The organism is Aeromonas sp. ASNIH1 (assembly GCF_002934285.1).
GTDB lineage: Bacteria > Pseudomonadota > Gammaproteobacteria > Enterobacterales > Aeromonadaceae > Aeromonas > Aeromonas caviae.
Window position 1 is genome coordinate 2,900,743 of the sequence record NZ_CP026228.1, and the last position, 19,053, is coordinate 2,919,795.

15 protein-coding genes are annotated in these 19,053 nt (G+C 64.6%); 4 read left to right on the plus strand and 11 right to left on the minus strand.

All coding sequences use genetic code 11. The annotated features are described in order from the left end of the window. Positions 1–93: 93 nt before the first annotated feature. The gene (locus tag C2U37_RS14250) at positions 94–1,266 is read left to right on the plus strand and encodes an MFS transporter (RefSeq protein ID WP_069652864.1); all 1,173 of its coding nucleotides are present in this window, start codon (positions 94–96) and stop codon (positions 1,264–1,266) included. Between the two features lie 71 nt (positions 1,267–1,337). On the opposite strand, the gene C2U37_RS14255 is transcribed toward C2U37_RS14250, so the two are convergent. Beyond that, the gene (locus C2U37_RS14255; protein ID WP_042015608.1) at positions 1,338–2,222 is read right to left on the minus strand and encodes a LysR family transcriptional regulator; all 885 of its coding nucleotides are present in this window, start codon (positions 2,220–2,222) and stop codon (positions 1,338–1,340) included. 89 nt (positions 2,223–2,311) lie between these two features. After that, positions 2,312–3,067, minus strand: a complete 756-nt coding sequence (locus C2U37_RS14260; protein ID WP_103261740.1) for a YciK family oxidoreductase — start codon at positions 3,065–3,067, stop codon at positions 2,312–2,314. Between the two features lie 224 nt (positions 3,068–3,291). Between C2U37_RS14260 and sohB the strand changes: the two genes are divergently transcribed. Beyond that, positions 3,292–4,299 carry a protease SohB gene (gene sohB / locus C2U37_RS14265; RefSeq protein WP_042880316.1) on the plus strand — a complete coding sequence of 336 codons (1,008 nt, stop codon included), beginning with the start codon at positions 3,292–3,294 and terminating at the stop codon, positions 4,297–4,299. 230 nt (positions 4,300–4,529) lie between these two features. Here the strand turns inward: sohB and astB are convergent, their stop codons facing one another. Beyond that, on the minus strand, positions 4,530–5,867 hold the full coding sequence (gene astB, locus C2U37_RS14270; RefSeq protein WP_104452509.1) for an N-succinylarginine dihydrolase: 1,338 nt from the start codon (positions 5,865–5,867) through the stop codon (positions 4,530–4,532). 360 nt (positions 5,868–6,227) lie between these two features. Here astB and topA point away from each other — a divergent pair, with 360 nt between their 5' ends. Together topA and C2U37_RS24875 are read left to right on the plus strand one after the other, a co-directional pair. Beyond that, entirely contained in the window at positions 6,228–8,849 is a 2,622-nt protein-coding gene (gene topA, locus C2U37_RS14275; protein WP_104452510.1) for a type I DNA topoisomerase, read from the plus strand. 115 nt (positions 8,850–8,964) lie between these two features. After that, complete coding sequence (locus C2U37_RS24875) at positions 8,965–9,135, plus strand: hypothetical protein (protein WP_164882955.1); 171 nt, start codon at positions 8,965–8,967, stop codon at positions 9,133–9,135. An 83-nt stretch (positions 9,136–9,218) separates the two neighbouring features. Here the strand turns inward: C2U37_RS24875 and C2U37_RS14280 are convergent, their stop codons facing one another. From C2U37_RS14280 to C2U37_RS14315, 8 genes are all read right to left on the minus strand, one after another. Continuing rightward, a complete protein-coding gene (locus C2U37_RS14280) occupies positions 9,219–9,569 on the minus strand; it encodes an MGMT family protein (RefSeq protein WP_039040524.1) in 351 nt (116 codons plus the stop codon). Positions 9,570–9,635: 66 nt separating this feature from the next. Next, a complete protein-coding gene (locus C2U37_RS14285; RefSeq protein ID WP_104452511.1) occupies positions 9,636–11,189 on the minus strand; it encodes a methyl-accepting chemotaxis protein in 1,554 nt (517 codons plus the stop codon). 192 nt (positions 11,190–11,381) lie between these two features. Beyond that, positions 11,382–13,238 (minus strand): beta-N-acetylhexosaminidase, encoded by a 1,857-nt coding sequence (locus C2U37_RS14290; protein ID WP_104452512.1) that lies wholly within the window; start codon positions 13,236–13,238, stop codon positions 11,382–11,384. A 67-nt stretch (positions 13,239–13,305) separates the two neighbouring features. Then, on the minus strand, positions 13,306–14,178 hold the full coding sequence (locus C2U37_RS14295; RefSeq protein ID WP_039040527.1) for a BadF/BadG/BcrA/BcrD ATPase family protein: 873 nt from the start codon (positions 14,176–14,178) through the stop codon (positions 13,306–13,308). A 104-nt stretch (positions 14,179–14,282) separates the two neighbouring features. Beyond that, on the minus strand, positions 14,283–16,010 hold the full coding sequence (locus tag C2U37_RS14300) for a glycoside hydrolase family 9 protein (protein WP_104452513.1): 1,728 nt from the start codon (positions 16,008–16,010) through the stop codon (positions 14,283–14,285). Between the two features lie 107 nt (positions 16,011–16,117). Further along, positions 16,118–17,116: an ABC transporter ATP-binding protein gene (locus tag C2U37_RS14305; RefSeq protein WP_104452514.1), complete on the minus strand. Its 999-nt coding sequence runs from the start codon at positions 17,114–17,116 to the stop codon at positions 16,118–16,120. Between the two features lie 11 nt (positions 17,117–17,127). Next, positions 17,128–18,150, minus strand: coding sequence for an ABC transporter ATP-binding protein (locus C2U37_RS14310; protein ID WP_104452515.1), 1,023 nt, complete (start codon positions 18,148–18,150; stop codon positions 17,128–17,130). Continuing rightward, a complete protein-coding gene (locus C2U37_RS14315; protein ID WP_010673904.1) occupies positions 18,147–19,052 on the minus strand; it encodes an ABC transporter permease in 906 nt (301 codons plus the stop codon). Before C2U37_RS14315 ends, C2U37_RS14310 begins: the two co-directional genes overlap by 4 nt. Position 19,053 lies beyond the last annotated feature (1 nt).

The following is a 19,053-nucleotide window of genomic DNA, read 5'->3' on the forward strand; positions in this document are numbered from 1 at the left end:
GTGGCTGTTGATAATGACATAAAATAGCCGCCGCCATACGCCAAGCCCGCCCGCATCTGGCTCCTTTTTTTCTTCCATATCAATGGTATCTCTATGAGTTTGCTGTCTGTTGCCCGCAAGAGGCCGGATCCCGTCTCTCTCTCGTTTCTCGCCGTGACCTTCATGACCGGGGTGGCGGTGGCGCTGCAGGTGCCGACCTTGAGCCTGTTTCTGGCCGAGGAGGTGCAGGTGCGCCCCTTCCTGGTGGGGCTCTTCTACACGGTGAACGCGGTGATCGGCATCCTCATCAGCCAGTGGCTCGGCCACCGCTCCGACAACAAGGGGGATCGCAAGCAGCTGATCCTGCGCTGCTGCTTTGCCGGCATCGTGCTCTCCCTGCTGTTTGCCTGGAACCGGCAGTACTGGTTGCTGGTGAGCCTGGGGGTGCTGCTGGCGAGCCTGACCGCCACCGCCAGCCCGCAGCTGTTCGCCCTGGCGCGGGAATACGCCGACAGCCGCAACAAACAGGCCGACATGTTTAGCTCGGTGCTGCGGGCCCAGTTCTCCCTGGCCTGGGTGATAGGGCCGCCCATCGCCTTCGCGCTCGCCATCGGCTACGGCTTCAAGGTGATGTATCTGGCCTCGGCGCTGGCCTATGTCATCTGCGCCTTCGTGGTGTGGCGCTGGCTTCCCTCCCTGCCGCTGCCGGTGATGGACAGCGAGGTGGAGCGGGTGAGCAGCTGGCGGGATCCGTCGGTGCGGGCGCTCTTCATCGCCTCCACCCTGATGTGGACCTGCAACAGCATGTACCTCATCAACATGCCCCTCTACATCACCCGCGAGCTGGGGCTGGAGGAAAAACTGGCCGGTTTGCTGATGGGCACGGCGGCGGCCCTGGAGATCCCCTTCATGCTGCTGGCGGGCTACTACACCCGGCGCTTTGGCAAGCGGCCCATGATGCTGCTGGCGGTGCTGGCCGGGGTCGGTTTCTATGGCGGTCTCGTGACCCTGTCGAGCCAGCATGCCCTCATTGCGCTGCAACTGCTCAATGCCATCTTCATCGGCATCGTGGCCGGCATCGGCATGTCCTATTTCCAGGACTTGATGCCGGGGCGCGCCGGGGTGGCGACCACGCTCTTTTCCAACAGCATACGCACCGGTTCCATCATGGCGGGGGCCATCGCGGGGACGGTGGCGGAGCTCTGGAGCTTCCACGGGGTCTTCATGGTGGCGGCGGCCCTGGCGCTGATGGCGCTGGCCGCCTGCTGGCGGGTCCCCAACGTATAGGGGATGCAAAAGGGAGCCGATGCCCGGCTGTGCCGGCACCAGTGCCCCGGTCGTGCGGGGAAGAAGCGGCCTTACCTGGGGTTGTCTCCCTGGTATTCGATGCGCAGGCAGCGCAGCAACAGCTCGGCCGCCGGCCCCAGCGCCTCCACCGAGGGGGTGAGCAGGTAGGTGTAGAGATAGCGTTCGTTGCCGCCGGTGAGATCGAGCTGCACCAGCGAGCCCTCGGCGAGCTCCTCCTGCACCAGGTGGCGGGGCACCCAGGCGTAACCCATGCCAAGGCGCACCATGTTGAGCACCTCATGATAGTGGGTCGCCTTCCAGCCGGTGTCGTCCGCATCGTTCCAGTCCACCGAGCGGTGGATGGGGGGATGCAGGCTTATCTGGTTGTGGCTGGCCAGCACCTCGGCGGTGATGGGCTCTCCCTGCTCCGCAAGGGGGTGGCCCGCTGCGCACAGAGGAAGCAGACAGACTTCGTCCAGCGGCAGGCCGGTGCGATCCTGGGGCAGGTGCTCGGAGAGCATCAGATCTCCCGCCTGCAGCGCATTGAAGTGGCAGTGGATCCGCTCGTGCAGGTTGATGCGGCAACCGCGGCTGCGGGGATAGAAGTGGGCCAGCGCCCGGTAGAGGCGCTCCCGCGGCTGGACCACGGACACATAGAGGTTGATCTGCGGCTCCCACTGCCGCTCCAGGTTGTTGGCCAGGTTCTCCAGCTCTTCCACCTGCTGGCTGAGCTGGCGCGCCCGCTTGAGGAAGATCTCCCCCGCCGGCGTCAGCACCGCCTTGCGCCCCCGCACCTCCAGCAGGGCCACCCCCAGACTCTGTTGCAGCTTGGCAACCGCATGATTGAGGGAGGATTGGCTCTTGTTCAGCGCCTCGGCAGCCTGGGCATAACCGCCGCAGTCCACCACCGCCTGAAAGATCCGCCATTGCTCAAACGTGCTCTTGGGACGAAACATAGTGCAACCTGTCTGGGGCCGATGGGATTCAACAGGGCGCGCCTTGGCACCCCCTCTTCACTGTAATCCCATCCGGTTGATTTGTTGATTTATTTGGGCTGGGCCACGAAGGTCTTGCCGCTCTGGCCCTGACTGTCACGCCCCATCAGGTAGAGATAGAGGGGCATCAGATCGGCCGGGGTCTTGAGGGTTTGCGGATCTTCCGCCGGGAAGGCGCTGGCCCGCATCCTGGTGCGGGTGCCGCCCGGGTTCAGGGTGTTGACCCGCACCCTGGTGTTCTCCAGCTCGTCCGCCAGCACCTCCATCATGCCTTCGACGGCGAACTTGGAAATGGCATAGGTGCCCCAGTAGGCGCGCCCCTTGCGGCCCACGCTGGAGGAGGTGTAGACGATGGACGCCTCGCCGTGCTCCTTGGCGGTCTGGCGAAGGAGGGGCAGCAGCGCCTGGGTCAGCAGGAATTCGGATTTGACGTTGACCTGCATCACCTCGTCCCACTCCTGCTCCTGAATGTGTTCGAACGGCGACAGGGTGCCGAGCAGCCCGGCGTTGAACAGCACGCCGTCGAGGCGGCCGAACTGCTGAGCGAAGGTCTCCGCCATGCCGCGGTAGTGGGCGGCAGTAGCCCCTTTCAAGTCCACCGGCACGATGGCGGGCAGGGGGTGACCGGCCGCTTCAATCTGGTCGTAGACCGCCTCCAGCTTGGCACTGGTACGCCCGAGCAGGATCACGGTGGCGCCGTGGGCCGCATAGGTGAGGGCCGCTTCGCGGCCGATGCCGTCACCGGCACCCGTCACCAGAATGACCTTGTCCTTGAGCAGATCACGGGGGGCCTGATAGTCGAGCATGTGGACTCCTGTTAACAATGCCTGGCGGCTTGGCGCAACGAATCGAGTGGGCAAGTGTACTGACCCGGCCCGGCAGTTGACCAGTATGAGACGGCAAAAATGTGAATAAAACAGGGCGATAGCGTCGATCCCTCCGTCCTTGGCACGGGAGATGGCAGAGTTTTTGCGCGAGGGGGGCAAACTCCTTACTATGTGAAAAAACCGGACATAGCGCGGAGCATCAAGTGGCATTTTTGACCGAATACGGCCTGTTTCTGGCCAAGACCCTCACCTTCCTGCTGGCCATCGGCGCCGTCATCCTGATGGTGGCGAGCAGCCGCCAGCCCAAATCCCGCAAGGGGGAGCTGGTGGTGACCGATCTCTCCGGCGAGCTGGAGCAGGGGCGCCATCAACTGCAGGCAGCCCTGGCGGGCAAGGCCGAGCGCAAGCAGATGGAGAAGACCCGCAAGGCCGAGCACAAGGCCAAAGCCAAGGGAGAGGATGAGCGCAGCCGGCTGTTCGTCATCGACTTCAACGGCAGCATGGATGCCAAGGAAGTGGCCTCCCTGCGGGAAGAGGTGAGTGCCGTGATAGGCGTGGCCCGGCCCGGGGACGAGGTGCTGCTGCGCCTCGAATCCGGCGGCGGCGTGGTGCATGGCTACGGCCTGGCCGCCTCCCAGTTGCAGCGGCTGCGGGACAAGGACATCACGCTGACCGTGGCCATCGACAAGGTGGCGGCGAGCGGTGGCTACATGATGGCCTGCGTCGCGGACAAGATCCTGGCGGCGCCGTTCGCCATCGTCGGCTCCATCGGGGTGATTGCCCAGATGCCGAACTTCAACAAGCTGCTCAAGAAGCACGACATCGAATTCGAGATGCACACCGCAGGCCAGTACAAGCGCACCATCACCATGTTCGGCGAGAACGACGATCTGGGGCGGGAGAAGTTTCGCGAGGAGCTGGGGGCCATCCACGAACAGTTCAAGGCCTTCGTGGCCGAGCACAGACCCGGTCTCGACATCGATAAGGTGACCACCGGCGAGCATTGGCTGGCGAGCCAGGCCAAGCAGCTCGGACTGGTGGATGCGCTTTGCACCAGCGATGACTACCTGCTGGCCCAGGCCAGCCATCACAAGGTGGTCGGCATCCGCTACAGCAAACCCAGGAGCCTGACCCAGAAGCTTGGCAAGCAGGCGGCACTGGGGCTGGAGGGGGCCCTCGGCCGCCTGTGGCAGCAGAGCCCCTGGCGCTGAGAACCTGTTTCGAGCTTACTGCGAGGTCGTGATCAAGGCTCATGTGCTGCTCGGAATCCTCATGTGTATCTACACACTCCGGTTCCTGCGCTGCTCTTCACCTTGCTGACGATCTCTCGCTACAGCTCATGAACAGGTTTTATAGCTCAGTGCAAAGGACTAAAAAGAGAGCCGGGCATTGCCCGGCTCTCTTTTTTTATTGCGTCGGCTCTGCAGGCCAATGGCGCACCTCAGCGCTGGAAGGGGTAGACGGAACCCAGTTTCAGGATCTGGGTCAGCTCGTCCAGGGCGGTGCGGGTCTCCAGCACCAGGGAGGGGTCGCGCAGATCGTCCAGCGCCAGGCTGTCGCGATAGTGCTTCTCGACCCACTGATCCAGGCGGGCAAACTGGTTGTCGGTGATGAGGCAGGCCGGGTTGACCGCGGCGAGCTCGGTGTCGTTCATGGCAACCCGCAGGCGCAGACAGGCGGGGCCGCCGCCGTTTCTCATGCTCTGCTTCACGTCCATGTAGTGGACGTCCTTGATGGGGGTGCCCAGGGTCACCAGCCTGGCCAGATAGGCGGACACCGCCGGGTTGTCGCGGCATTCGGTGGGGGCGATGATCGCCATCTCGCCGGATGGCAGGGTGAGGATCTGGGTGTTGAACAGGTAGGATTTCACCGCATCCTGCACCGACACTTCGCTGGTCGGCACTTCGATGAAGTGCAGCTCACCGTCGCCGAACTTGGTACGCACCTCGGCCAGCGCCGCCTCGGTATGGAGGAACGCCTGCTGGTGGAAGAAGAGCACGTTCTGGTTGCCCACCGCGATGACGTCGTTGTGGAACACCCCCTGATCGATCACGTCCGGGTTCTGCTGGATGAAGACCGCACTCTCATCCCCAAGGCCATGCAGGCGGGCGATGGCCTGGCTCGCTTCCAGGGTCTGGCGGGCCGGATAGCGTTTGGGGGCGGGCTGGGAGACGTCGAAGGCGCTGCGGCCGTAGACGAACAGCTCGACCCCCGCTTCGCCATAGGCGCGGCACAGCCGGGTGTGGTTGGCGGCGCCTTCGTCACCGAAGTGGTCGTTCTCCGGCAGATGTTGGTGGTGATAGAAGTGGCGATCGTTGTTGAACACGGCCCGCAGGATGCGCCCGGTCACCTCGGGCTCCAGGGAGCGGTGGAACTTGTTGGTCAGGTTGGCGGGGGTGAAGTGAATGCGGCCATCCTGGGTGTCGGCGCTCGGCGAGACGGTGGCGGCGTTGGCAGTCCACATGCTGGAGGCCGAATAGCAGGCGGCCAGCACGGCGGGGGCCTGTCTGGCCGCCTGGGTCAGGACGCTGGCATCGTTGCCGGTGAAGCCCAGGCGGCGCAGGGTCGCGAGATCCGGTCTCTCCTGTGGCGCCAGCACGCCCTGCACCATGCCGAGGTCGGTCAGCGCCTTCATCTTGCGCAGCCCCTGCTTGGCCGCTTCCTTGGGGTTGGAGGCCTCTTTGGCGTTGCTCTGGGAGGCGACGTTGCCATAGGAGAGGCCGGCATAGTTGTGGGTGGGGCCGACCAGGCCGTCGAAGTTGACCTCGAAGTGCTTCATGATCACATCCTTTCGATTTTTATATGGGGAGCGGTTCCTTCCGCGCACAAAGCTGCGGTGTGCGGCCATTATAAAGAGATTTCATCCTTTGTAACAAGCTGATAACCAGAATGGGTTTTTATGTCACAAGGGTGGCTGGATATGTCATTTCCAATCTAAAAAAGGGGGGGATATAGCATAAAAACAAAAAAGCGGTTGCTTCCCGCGCCCCGGCTTCGCATTAATAAATAAAGAAGCAGGGCGGTTCGGGCTGTCGGGCAAATTGACCCGCAAGATTGCTTTTTCCCGTCAAATCTCTTATACAGCCCCACAAAACCGCACGCCAACCCCGTCGGGTGCAATGAGGATAATAGTTACAGCATGGGCAAATCACTGGTCATCGTGGAGTCTCCGGCCAAGGCCAAGACCATCAACAAATATTTGGGCAAGGACTACGTGGTGAAATCCAGCGTAGGCCACGTGCGCGATCTGCCGACCAGCGGCAGCGCCAGCACCGAGCCCAAAAAACCTGTCATTCGCGGCATCAAGCTCAGCGAATCCGAGAAGGCGGCCAAGGATCGCAACGCCCTGTTCTCAAGGATGGGCATCAACCCGACCGCAGGCTGGCAGGCCAACTACCAGATTTTGCCCGGCAAGGAAAAAGTGGTCAGCGAGTTGCAAAGTCTGGCCGCCAAGGCTGACACCATCTATCTCGCAACCGACTTGGATAGAGAGGGGGAAGCGATCGCCTGGCACCTGCGCGAGATCATCGGTGGCGACGACAGCCGCTACAAGCGCGTGGTGTTCAACGAGATCACCAAGAGCGCCATCCAGGAGGCGTTCGCCCAGCCGTCCGAGCTGAACATTCATCGCGTCAATGCCCAGCAGGCCCGTCGTTTCCTCGACAGGGTGGTGGGCTACATGGTCTCCCCGCTCTTGTGGAAGAAGCTGGCCCGCGGCCTCTCCGCCGGTCGGGTGCAATCCGTCGCGGTGCGCCTCATCGTCGACAAGGAGCGGGAGATCAAGGCGTTCGTGCCGGTGGAGTTCTGGGATCTCAACGCCGACCTGCTCACCGCCGAGAAGAGCGAGCTGCGCATGGAGGTGGTCAGCCGCAACGGAGCCGACTTCAAGCCGGTGACCCAGGCCGAGACCTTCGCCGCCGTGGCGGCCCTGGAAGGGGTCGACTACAAGGTGGTCAACCGTGAAGACAAGCCGACCGGCTCCAAGCCGTCCGCTCCCTTCATCACCTCCACCCTGCAGCAGGCGGCTTCTACCCGTCTGAGCTTCGGGGTCAAGAAGACCATGATGATGGCCCAGCGTCTCTATGAAGCGGGTTACATCACCTATATGCGTACCGACTCCACCAACCTCAGCAAAGAGGCGGTGGACGCGGTGCGGGAATACATCGGCGAGCAGTATGGCGCAGCCTACCTGCCGAGCGATCCGAACCTCTACGGCGCCAAGGCCAATGCCCAGGAGGCCCACGAGGCGATCCGCCCCTCCAGCGTCCAGGTGACTGCCGAGATGCTGGAAGGGATGGAGCCCGATGCCATGCGGCTCTATGACCTCATCTGGCGCCAATTTGTCGCCTGCCAGATGACCCCGGCCCAGTACGACTCCTCCACCCTGACCGTCAAGGCAGGGGAGTTCGAGCTCAAGGCGCGCGGTCGCACCCTGCGCTTCGCCGGCTGGACCAAGGCCCTGCCGCCCATGGGCCGCAAGGGTGAAGACAGCCAGCTGCCGGCGGTGACCGTCGGCGAGGTGCTGAAACTGGTCAAGCTGGATCCGCGCCAGCACTTCACCAAGCCGCCCGCCCGCTTCACCGAAGCGGCCCTGGTACGCGAGCTGGAAAAGCGCGGCATCGGCCGTCCGTCCACTTACGCCTCCATCATCTCCACCATCGTCGACCGTGGGTATGTGCGGGTCGAGAGCCGCCGCTTCTTCGCCGAGAAGATGGGGGAGATCGTCACCGACCGCCTGGTGGAAAACTTCGTCGAGCTGATGAACTACGAGTTCACCGCCAAGATGGAAGACAAGCTCGACGGCATTGCCGAGGGGAGCCTGGAGTGGAAGAAGGTGCTCGACGCCTTCTACGCGGAGTTCACCCAGGCGCTGGAGCAGGCCGACAAGCCCCATGAAGAGGGAGGCATGCGTGCCAACCAGATGGTGCTGACCGACATCGACTGCCCGGATTGTGGCCGCAAGATGGGTATCCGTACCGCCACCACCGGCGTCTTCCTCGGCTGCTCCGGCTATGCCCTGCCGCCCAAGGAGCGCTGCAAGAAGACCATCAACCTGGTCAGTGCGGACGAGTTCGTCTCCGCCACCGACGGGGACGAGGCGGAAACCGATGCCCTGCGTGCCAAGCATCGCTGCGGGATCTGCGGCACCGCCATGGACGCCTACATCATCGACGACAGCCGCAAGCTGCACGTCTGCGGTCGCAACCCGGATTGCGATGGCTACGAGGTGGAGCAGGGGCAGTTCAAGCTCAAGGGCTACGAAGGGCCGAGCATCGAGTGCGATCGCTGCGGCTCGGAGATGCAGCTCAAGAACGGCCGTTTCGGCAAATACATGGGTTGCACCAACGAGAGCTGCAAGAACACCCGCAAGATCCTGAAAAATGGCGACATTGCGCCGCCGAAAGAGGATCCGGTACCCCTGCCCGAGCTGAAATGCACCCAGTCCGACGCCCACTTCGTGCTGCGTGACGGCGCCGCCGGCCTCTTCCTGGCCGCCAGCAACTTCCCCAAATCCCGCGAGACCCGTGCGCCCCTGGTGGAGGAGCTCAAGCGCTTCCGCGATCGCCTCTCCCCCAAGCACCAGTACCTGGCGGACGCCCCGGCGTCAGATCCTGACGGAAACGCCTCCGTGGTGCGCTTCAGCCGCAAGACCAAGGAGCAGTACGTGATGACCGAGGTCAACGGCAAGGCGACCGGCTGGACAGCCCATTACGACAACGGAAAATGGCAGGAGAGCCTGCCCAAGGCGAAGAAAGCCTGATGGCGACGCCGCTCACAGCATGATGAAAGAGGCCCCTTGCGAGGGGCTTCTTTGTTGGTGGATGGCGATATACTGGAATGGCTGCATGGATGGCAGCGCAAGACAGGGAGTTGTCATGGAGATACATGAAATACGGCCGGGCATGACCTGCCTGACCCGTGAAGGGACGGCCTATGTGCTGGAGGTGGACAGACAGAGTCTGCTGGTGCTCTTGCAACGGGAGGATGAGACCATCCCGGTACAGGTGCGCAGCGATGACATTCTGGGACCCATTGCCGGCGACTAGAGAAGAGAATGTGACGGAGGGCGACCACAGAGGCCCTCCCTTTGTTGCAAGAACGCCCATCCCTTCGGGACGTGCCAGCCTCGTCAGAAGGGAACCAGAAAGAGCAGCTCGGCCAGGTCGGGCTGCCACTGCCACTCCCGCATTCTGACCCGCCCGCCAATCACGGGCACCCCCTCCTCCTGCAGCAGCCCCGCTTGCTTGTCAAAGCCTGCGGATCCTTTTGGCAGCGAAATGGTGCCTGCCGCCCCCAGCACCCGATGCCAGGGCAGCACCTTGTCGGTTTCCCGCAACACCTTGCCCACCAGTCGTGCTCGTCCGGGCAGGCCCGCGAGATCCGCCACCTGGCCGTAGCTCACCACGCGGCCGGGGGGGATCAGGGCGAGGATCGCCTCGATGCGGGCCGTCTTGTCCAGGGGGGGCGCGTTCGTTCTCATGATGATGGCTCGTCAAAAACAGCAGAAGCGCCATTGTGGCGCTTCTGTCATGGGGCTTGCAATCTGTCAGCCGAAGGTCTGGCTCAGTCCCCTGAGCTCGCGGGCCCGCCTGAGCAGCTCCTGGCTGGAGTCGTCCACCGCCTGGATCTTCTGGCTGTTGGCGCGGGAGTATTCGGAGATCTGGTGGATGTTGCGGCTGATCTCCTCCACCACCACCTGCTGCTGCTCCGCGGCGGCGGCGATCTGGGTGGAGAATTCGGTCACCTGATCGATTTCACCCAGCACCAGGTGCAGGTTGCCTGATCCCTTGCGGGTCATCTCGACGCATTCCCGGGTCTGGGCCAGGTTGTCCTGCATCATGCCCTGCCAGCGCTCCAGGGTGTGCTGGATCTGGCTGATGCTGCCCTGGATCTGCTCGGTCGCCTTGTGGGTACGGGTCGACAGGGTGCGCACCTCGTCCGCCACCACCGCAAAGCCGCGCCCCTGCTCGCCGGCACGGGCGGCCTCGATGGCGGCGTTGAGGGCCAGCAGGTTGGTCTGCTCGGCGATGCCCTGGATTTCACCCATCACGCTGCCAATGCGCTCCGACTCGCTGGCGAGCTCCACCGCGGAGTGGAAGGCCTGCTCCGCCTGGCTGGCCAGCCTGGTCATCTGCTGCTGGGTCTGGTCCAGCTGTTCCACCGTGCTCTGGCAACTGATGCGTGCCTCGGTCACCTGGCCGTTGGTGTCCTGGATGTTGCGGGCAATCTCGTGTGCGGTGCTGGCCATCTGGGTCATGGCGGCCGCCATCTGCTGGGTCTGGGCATCCTGCTCGTTGATGTCGAGGAAGGCGCGGTGTGAGGAGTCCTGCAGATCGGTTGCCAGGGCCTGAAGCGGATGGGTGGCATCGTCGACCCGCCCCAGCACGGTGCGGATCCGGGCTTGCAGCATCTTCAGGTGAAAATCGGCGATGGCCCCCGGGGCATCCCCCGAATAGACCAGCCGGGTCAGGCTGTCATATTGCTGACCGAGCTGCCTGAGATAGCGGGGCAGGGCGATGAGCTCGCGCCAGTAGGCGCCCGCGATGGCGAGGGGGGGGAGCAGCATCAGCAGCGCGGTGAGGGGGCCCTGGGTGAGGGCGGCCCAGACCAGCAGCGCCAGCAGCGGCAGGCCGAGCATCAGCGGCCTGAAACGGCGCAGCGAGGGGCGGGCCGGGGTGCCCCGTTGCTCGGCCGAAAGCAGGGCCCGATAGGCCTGGGCGGCAGCCTGCTTGAGCTGGGGGTCGGGCTTGCAGCGCACCGACTGGTAGCCGCTTATCTTGCCGTGCTCGTAGATGGGGGTGACGTAGGCGTCGACCCAGTAATAGCGGCCATCCTTGCAGCGGTTTTTCACCACTCCCCGCCAGGGGTTGCCCTCCTTGAGGCGATCCCAGAGATCGGCGAAGGCGGCCTTGGGCATGTCGGGGTGGCGAACCAGGTTGTGGTTGTGGCCGACCAGTTCATCGACCTGGTAACCGGCGATGCGGCAGAAGGCGGGGTTGGCGTAGGTAATGACGCCGCGCAGATCCGTGGTGGAGACGAGTTGCACGTCGGCGGGAAATTCCACTTCACTGTCCACGACCTGGGCGTGTTTGCGGGCCATAAGGGTAAGCTCCGATCTGTTTGCTGATTGTTATTGTGGCGGAACCGCAGGGAGATGCATCCCCTGTCTGGTTTCATCGGGGGCCTTATTTTGCCAACAAAGGCAGATGAAAAGTAGGGGCTAGGTTGGGTTTTTGTTGTTGATGGGTAAAAAAACGGCGACCAAAAGGTCGCCGAAAAGAAAAAGATAACACTACCTCTGTGGCACCCGGTAACGCACTTGCAACTGGTCGAGGATGTGCAGCTGGCCGGGCAGACGGGCGACGAAGTGCTCCCACACCTTGCGGGCGGGAGTGCTCCAGGCCACCTCTGCCGTGGCCAGCATGCGCGGGAACAACATGTAGTCGAGACGATCGCGAGAGGTGATCAGTTCCGACCACAAGGGGCTCAGCACCCCCAGGATGTTATCGTTGGCATGGAAATCGGCCGGGGCAGGATCGCATGCATGCACCTGCGCCAGGTTGAGGGTACCCGCCCAGTAGAGTCCCGGCTCGTGGATGTCCTGACTCCAGGCGAGATCCAGATAGAGGTGCTGGGCAGGCGCCATCACCACTGGGTAACCGGATGCGGCGGCATCCAGGCCGGCCTGGAAGCTGGTCCAGGCGAAGACGGTGGCCTCCCGGCTCACCTTGTCACCGTGCAGTATCTCCTCCCACCCCAGCATCTGCTTGCCCTTGCCAGCCAGGTATTGCTGGCAGTGGCGCAGCAGGTGGCCCTGCAGCTCGCGGCAATCCTGATACCCTTGCTCGGCCATCAGCTGCTGGCAGGCGGGACTGTCGGTCCAGACGCCGGTGGGCACTTCGTCCCCCCCCATGTGCACCTGACCCCCGGGGAAGAGATCGCACACCTCGTCCATCACGGCGTCCAAGAACCGGTAGGTGCCGGGCAGGGCCGGGTTGAGCACGTTGTCGTCGAAATATTGCACCGAGAGGTAGCGGGAGCGGTCTGCCTCTTCCACCAGCAGCTCGGGCAGCGCCTTGATGGCGGCGTGACAGTGCCCCGGGATGTCTATTTCCGGAATGATGGTGATGCCAAGCCCGGCGGCGTAGGCGACCAGCTCGCGCACCTCGCTCTGGGTGTAGTAGCCGCCGTAGGGATCGGGGCCGCCGCTCAGCTGAGGCCCCACCGCCAGGCCATGCCCGCGCCAGGCTCCCACGGCGGTCAGCTGGGGGAAGGCCTTGATCTCAAGGCGCCACCCCTCGTCATCGGTGAGGTGCCAGTGGAAGCGGTTGAACTTGTAGAGGCTCATCTGCTTGAGCAGGCGCTTGAGGGTGGCGATGGAGTGGAAGTGGCGGGCACAGTCGAGGAAGATGCCGCGAAAACCGAAGCGCGGTGTATCCCGCACCGTCAGGCAGGGCAAGCTCTCTCCGTGTTGCAGCGCCCACTGGGCCAGGCTCACCAGCCCGTGGCGCCAGCCCGCCTCGCCGGCGGCCCGGATGACGATCTCCTCAGGGGTGATGGTGAGCTCATACCCCTCGGGGGGAAGTGTCGCCTCGACGAGGTGGATCTCCGCATCGTGATCCTGGGTCAGGGCCAGGCCTGTCAGCTCGTTGAAATGGACGAGCAGGGAGGCGAGGGGAATGGGGCCGTCGACGTGGGCCCGCTCGGCCAGCCGGAAGTTGCCTTCTGTATAAATCAGGTGGGCGGGCTGGGGCACGAGGCCGTTGACGGCCTCCACCTGTGGCAGGTCGGGGCCCGGGGAGGGCGGGTTGGTCAGGCCAAGGTCTTCCCCCTCCAGCACCAGGGGTTGCAGCTGTCCCTTGCTCTCCAGGCTCAGGAAGAAACCCTTGGGCATATCGGAGTCATGCTTGAGCGGGGTGTTGCGACAGCAGAAGCGCAGCTCGCTCACCCCCTCGTGGGGCACCATGACCTTGTAACAGCCGCTCTGGCGCTCCAGGGCGCCCCCTTCGATCGAGTGGGGATCGATCTGGCGGGCGAGGCAGAAGTGGAGTTTCCAGGGGGTGTCCGGGAGTTGGCTCAGGGTGAAGCGAAACCAGACATCGTCACCGTCACGGTGATCGACCCGGGTGTGGATCAGGGGTGCGGACATGGGAATTCCTCTGATGGGGTGAAGGAAACGGGAACCTGTCCCGCAGGTGTTGTCGGCCCGACCAGGCTCAGGGATGCAGACATGGCAGCGCCTCCGTCCTGGCAAACAGGATGGCCCCCTCCAGCGCGTCGCGCTTGGGGGCGACCAGATGGAAGTGGCCCAGACGGGGGGCGAGGCGCGTGCCGATGCCGCCCAGCAGGGCGATCCGGTCTGCCCCGAGCTGGGTCATGCCCTCCAGCAGCATGCCGAGCTGGGCACAGGTCTCATCCAGCAGGGCGGTGGCGAGCTCGTCTCCGTCGCTCGCGGCATCGAATACCCAGGGGGCGAAGCGGCCATAGTCGGCCGGAATGGCGCGCGCAGCCCAGCGCACCACCTCGGCCTGATCCCGTTTGAAGTGATCCATCAGGCGCACCGCCAGGGTGCTGGGGGGCAGGATGCCGTCGTGGCAGAGCAGGGACTGCTGGATGGCGCGCAGCCCCAGCCAGGCGCCGCTGCCGAGATCCGAGACGGGGAAGCCGCGACCCGAGCAGGTGCGAAGACGTCCCTCCCGGTAGATGAGCCCCGCCGAGCCGGTGCCCGCGATCAGGATGGCCCCCTCCTGGCCGTCGAAGGCGCCGAGGCAGGCACCAAAGGCATCGGAGGTGAGCTTCACCCGCGCAAACGGGAAGGGCATGGTCAGCATGGCGTGGTAGCAGTCGGCGAGCTCGGCGGAGGCGAGTGCGAGCCCGACTCCCATCCGCTGTTCGCTCTCCCTGGGCAGACCCGCGTCGATGCGGGCCTGATCGATGGCAGCCAGCACATGGCCGTGGGCGAGGGCGATGCCCAGCTCCAGATTGGAGCCGGCGGCGCGCCCCTCGCCGAGCAGCTTGCCTGCGTTGTTGCGAATGCGGGCCCGGGTGTGGGTGCCGCCGCCGTCCACCCCGACCCAGAACTCAATCATGGGGGCCTCCCTGCGCGCTTTGCCAGGTGACGGCCAGGGTAAACTTGGCTGGCGGTATGGAGGATCCAGGGCTCTCCCCGATGCCAGTGATGTGTGAACCGCTCTCAATCATGGTGGCCTCCTTGTGCGCTCTGCCAGGTGATGGCCAGGGCGAACCAGGCGGCGTGCGGGATCCATTGCTCCCCCCAGCGCCAGTTCTGATCCAGCCGATCCTTGTACGCCTCTGGAATAAAGGCCACGTCATTTTCGTCATCGAAGCCGGCGGTGATGCCGTTGCAGATCCCCCCCTGCGCATTGGGATAACCGGCGGTATAGGCGGGATTGTTGATGCCGTGACCCGCCAGCATGCAGGTGTTGAAGGGGTTTCTCCCCAGGATCCAGTCGAGCTGCTGCTGGCCGAAGGTGCTCAGCAGTGCGCTCTGCCCGGGCAGGTGCTGTGCGGCAGCAAACGCCATGGTGGCGAGCGATGCCAGCCGGGCGTTCTCCCCTTGCCACCAGTAACCGGATTCGTTGTGGTGGGGCATGAAAAAGCTCACCCGGGGCGCTTCATCGACCCCTTTCACATACTGGCGGGCGAGAGCGAAGGGATTGCCTGCCCGGGCCACGAGGGCCAGCTCGGCGGCCAGGGCCTGCTCGGCGACGGTCCGGGCCGCCCACTGGCGCGCCGGATCCGGCTCGATGGCGAGATACTCCAGCAGCGCCAGCACCGGCAGGCCGGCCTCGGCGGCGTGGTAGTAGGGGCGAGAGCCATCGTTGTTGGCGGCCCAATGGTGGCCGAGATCGGGGTGGGCGCGCTGGCGGGCGCACAGCCGGCCGGCCCGATCCCGCGCCTCGGCGAGCCACTCGGCGCCCAGCGTTCTGGTGAGCTCGACCGCCGCCAGCAGGGCGCAGTAGTCGTCGATGATGTTCTCGACCCCGTCGTCCAGGTAGGCGAGGTTGTGCTCGCGCAGGTGCAGGTAGCCGCGGCTGGCCGCTTCGGCGTACTGGCTTGTGTCAAGGTCGCCGCCACTCGGTTCCCGGGCGGCGCGGGCCAGGGCGGCGATGGCCATGCCACCCCCCTGGCGAAAACCCGCCTGCCAGCGGGCGGACTTGATCCCCTGCTGGGTCGCATAGGCGCACAGCTCCCGCTGCTCGGGATCCTTGCTCCACTTGTCGAACAGGGTCATGTAGAAAAAGCCGCTCTCGTCCTGCATCCGGCAGAGAAAATCCGCCCCGTGCAACCCCTCGTCATTGAGCCGTTTGCACAGGTTCACCCCGTCGATGTCACTACGTGTCGCCAGGAGTTCCCGGCACTTGAGCAGGGACCAGACCACCATGGGGGTCTGCTGGGGATTGAGGTAGTTGGCGTAGGATAGATGGCTCAGGTACTTGCTCATGTCGCCGCTGGCGTCGAACCAGCCGCCATGTACGTCCCGGCGCTGATCGGTGCCAAACAGGCGTGCCCTGCGGTCGGCCCGGTCGAAGGTGCCGCTGGCGCGTTGTCCCTTGAAGTAGTGGATGACATCGGAGAGGCAGCGGCGCGCCAGCAGCCCCCGGCCGATGGCAAAGGGGGTGGAGCGCACCAGGCGCTCCTGCGCTCCCGTGGTCACGACGGCCTCCAGCCGGTAGTGGCCGGGCTCGGTGAAGGCGGTGAAATCGGCCCGCCAGTAGTGGCGCCCCTGCCAGCCGGGGACGCTCCCCGCCGCCACCAGCGGCGTCTCCAACAGGAGGTGGTCGTCCTCCTGGCGCAGCAACCTGACGTGGCCGCGGATATCGAGGTCGGCGCCGCACTGCAGCAGGGCGCTCTTCTCCCCGTCACATTCGTAACCCACCTGGTTGATCAAAAGTTCCATCAAGGTCTTACTCCGAAGGCTCGCCCCTGGCGGGCGAGGCTCATTGCGGGGCCTTGCGGCCCCGACGCGAGGCATGGCCGGGCGACGGTGCCCGGCCGCGGGCCTGCTTACCCCTGTTCGTGGAGGTAGCAGCGCACGAAGTGGTTGTCGGCGAGCCGGGTCACCGGGGGCAGGCTCTCCTTGCAGCGGGGCATGGCCTGATGGCAGCGCCCGGCAAAGGGGCAGCCACGGGATTCCGGGGTCCAGAGCGGGATCTCCCCCTTGCGGCCTCCCTCCAGCTCGGCGTGGATGCTCTTCTCGGGATCCGGCACCGCCGAGATGAGCAACTGGGTGTAGGGGTGCTGGGGGTGGTGCAGGATCTCGTCCACCTCTCCCCACTCCACCATGTGACCCACGTACATCACCGCCAGATCTTCCGCCACGTAGCGGGCGGTGGCGATGTCGTGGGTGATATAGAGCATGGAGACGCCGAGCTCGTTCTTCATCTGCTCCATCAGGTTGAGGATGCCGATGCGAATGGAGACGTCGAGCATGGAGGTGGGCTCGTCCGCCAGCACCACTTCCGCCTCCACCGCCAGGTTGCGGGCGATGTTGACCCGCTGGCGCTGGCCGCCGGAGAGCTGGTGCGGGTACTTGGCCGCGGTCGCCTTGGCGGGGGGCAGCCCCACCTTTTCAAGGAGGCCATAGACCATGTCGGGCAGATCCCGCTTGTCACTCACCTTGCTGTGCAGCAGCAGGGGGCGGGCGATGTGGTGGTAGATGGTGTGAGTCGGATTCAACGAACCGAACGGATCCTGCCACACCATCTGCACGCTCTGGCGGTAGTCCAGCAGGGCGGTGCCCTTGTTGAACTCCTCCAGATCCCGGCCGCGATAGAGGATGCGGCCGTTGGAGAGCTTGTACATCTTGGCGATGATCTTGGCGATGGTGCTCTTGCCGGAGCCGGATTCCCCCACCACTGCCAGGGCGCGGCCCCGGTGCAGGTTGAAGGTGATGTCGGACAGCGCCCGCATCTTGCCGCTCTTGATGGCGTTGGAGTTGACGGCGAAGTCCTTGTAGAGGTGCTGGACCTCGATGATGGGCGCGTCGGTTTGGGCGATTTGCATGACAGACATCCTTAACAGCCAGCGGCCTTGTCCAGATGGATCGGAAGATCCTGTTGTTCCTCTGCCGCCTCATGAAGATGGCAGGCAGCCTGTTGGCCGGGCCGGATCTCGGCCAGCCGGGTGTATTCCTGGCGGCAGCGCTCGTGCACCTTGGCGCAGCGTGCCTGGAAGCGGCAGCCCACCGGCACCTCCAGCAGGTTGAGCGGGCTGCCCGGGATCCCTTCCAGCACGGTCTTGGGGCCGTGCAGGGGCGGGAAGGAGTTGCCAAGGCCCTTGGTATAGGGGTGCAGCGGTGCGGTCAGGATCGCCTTGGCCGGCGCCACCTCCACCAGTTCCCCCGCGTACATGATGCCGATGCGATCGCAGAACTCGACCATCAAGGAGAGGTCGTGAGTGATGAAGAGGATGGAGAAGTTGAACTTCTCTTTCAGTGCATAGACCTTCTGCAAAATCTCCCGCTGCACCACCACATCGAGCGCCGTGGTGGGCTCGTCCATGATCAGCAGCTCGGGGTTGAGTGCCATGGCGATGGCGATCACCAGCCGCTGGCGCATGCCGCCGGAGAACTGGTGCGGGTAGTCCTTGAGCCGGCTCGGGTGGATGTCGACGATGGCGAGCAGCTCCTGGGCGCGCTTGATCGCTTCATAGCGGGTCAGCCCAGGGTTGTGGGCCAGCAGCACGTCGCAGAACTGCTCCTCCATGCGCAGCACGGGGTTGAGCGCATTCATGGCGGACTGGAACACCACGCTCGCCTGGCGCCAGCGGTAGCTGCGCAGCCGCTCGTCATCGAAGCCGAGGATGTTCTCTCCCTTGAACAGGATCTCGCCGCCGCTGATGTAGGCGGGCGGCTTGTGCAGGCGCGCCACCGAGAAGGCGACCGTGGACTTGCCGCAGCCGGACTCGCCGGCGAGGCCGAACACCTCACCCGGCATGATGTCAAAACTGACCGAATTGACGGCGCGCACGTCGCCGCTCTCGGTGATGTAGTCGACGCAGAGCTGGCGCACCGACAGCAGGGGTTGTTGCGGCTTCATGCTGTCTTCTCCTGAGCAGTGATGGGAGTGGCAAGCTGCTTCCAGCGGCGCAGGCCCTTGTGGGAACGAAGCTGCGGGTTGGCGATTTCGTCGATGGCGAAGTTGAGCATGGCCAGACCCGCCCCCAGGGTGGCGATGGCGAAGCAGGGGGCCAGGATCTCCCACCAGGCGCCCACCAGGATGGCGCTCGAGGTCTGGGCGTTGTAGAGCATGATGCCCCAGCTCACGACGGTGGGGTCGCCAAGGCCCAGGAACTCCAGGGTCGCCTCGGTGACGATGGCGTAGATGATGGACCCGATGAAGCTCACCCCGATGATGGAGATGAGGTTCGGCAATATCTCTACCAGGATGATGCGCCAGGCCGGTTCACCCAGCACCTCGGCGGCGATGACGAACTCCTTCTCCCGCAGGGCCAGGGTCTGGGCGCGGATGACCCGGGCACCATAGGCCCAGGAGGTCAACCCTATGATGAGGGCGATCACCATGGGGGAGGCCTCTCCGATGAAGCTCGCCAGCACCAGCAACAGGGGGAGGTTCGGGATCACCAGCACCACGTTCATCAGGAAGGTGAGGCACTCGTCCACCACGCCGCCGAAGTAGCCGGCGGTGATGCCCACCGTGATGGCCAGGGCGCACACCAGCAGGCCTGCCCCGAAGCCCACCATCAGGGAGATGCGGGCGCCGTTGGTGAACTGGGCCCAGAGATCGTGGCCCATGCGGTTCGATCCCATCACCAGCTCCACGCTGGGGGGCTGGTGGGGGCGGGCGACCCGCTTGGTGGGTTCGTTGCTGGCGAGCAGCGGGGCGAACAGGGCCATCAGCACGAAGGTGACCACGATGGCGAGGCCGAAGGCGGCCTTCTTGTTGCCCAGCAGGATTTTCAAGATAGTCGGCATACGCATC

Bases quoted from the DNA above. Each gene is read 5' to 3' on its own strand.
- C2U37_RS14310 (WP_104452515.1), bottom strand. From the start codon at position 18,150: ATGAAGCCGCAACAACCCCTGCTGTCGGTGCGCCAGCTCTGCGTCGAC.
- C2U37_RS14295 (WP_039040527.1), bottom strand. From the start codon at position 14,178: ATGATTGAGTTCTGGGTCGGGGTGGACGGCGGCGGCACCCACACCCGG.
- astB (WP_104452509.1), bottom strand. From the start codon at position 5,867: ATGAAGCACTTCGAGGTCAACTTCGACGGCCTGGTCGGCCCCACCCAC.
- C2U37_RS24875 (WP_164882955.1), top strand. From the start codon at position 8,965: ATGGAGATACATGAAATACGGCCGGGCATGACCTGCCTGACCCGTGAA.
- C2U37_RS14290 (WP_104452512.1), bottom strand. From the start codon at position 13,238: ATGTCCGCACCCCTGATCCACACCCGGGTCGATCACCGTGACGGTGAC.
- C2U37_RS14250 (WP_069652864.1), top strand. From the start codon at position 94: ATGAGTTTGCTGTCTGTTGCCCGCAAGAGGCCGGATCCCGTCTCTCTC.
- topA (WP_104452510.1), top strand. From the start codon at position 6,228: ATGGGCAAATCACTGGTCATCGTGGAGTCTCCGGCCAAGGCCAAGACC.
- C2U37_RS14255 (WP_042015608.1), bottom strand. From the start codon at position 2,222: ATGTTTCGTCCCAAGAGCACGTTTGAGCAATGGCGGATCTTTCAGGCG.
- C2U37_RS14315 (WP_010673904.1), bottom strand. From the start codon at position 19,052: ATGCGTATGCCGACTATCTTGAAAATCCTGCTGGGCAACAAGAAGGCC.
- C2U37_RS14305 (WP_104452514.1), bottom strand. From the start codon at position 17,116: ATGCAAATCGCCCAAACCGACGCGCCCATCATCGAGGTCCAGCACCTC.
- C2U37_RS14280 (WP_039040524.1), bottom strand. From the start codon at position 9,569: ATGAGAACGAACGCGCCCCCCCTGGACAAGACGGCCCGCATCGAGGCG.
- C2U37_RS14285 (WP_104452511.1), bottom strand. From the start codon at position 11,189: ATGGCCCGCAAACACGCCCAGGTCGTGGACAGTGAAGTGGAATTTCCC.
- C2U37_RS14300 (WP_104452513.1), bottom strand. From the start codon at position 16,010: ATGGAACTTTTGATCAACCAGGTGGGTTACGAATGTGACGGGGAGAAG.
- C2U37_RS14260 (WP_103261740.1), bottom strand. From the start codon at position 3,067: ATGCTCGACTATCAGGCCCCCCGTGATCTGCTCAAGGACAAGGTCATT.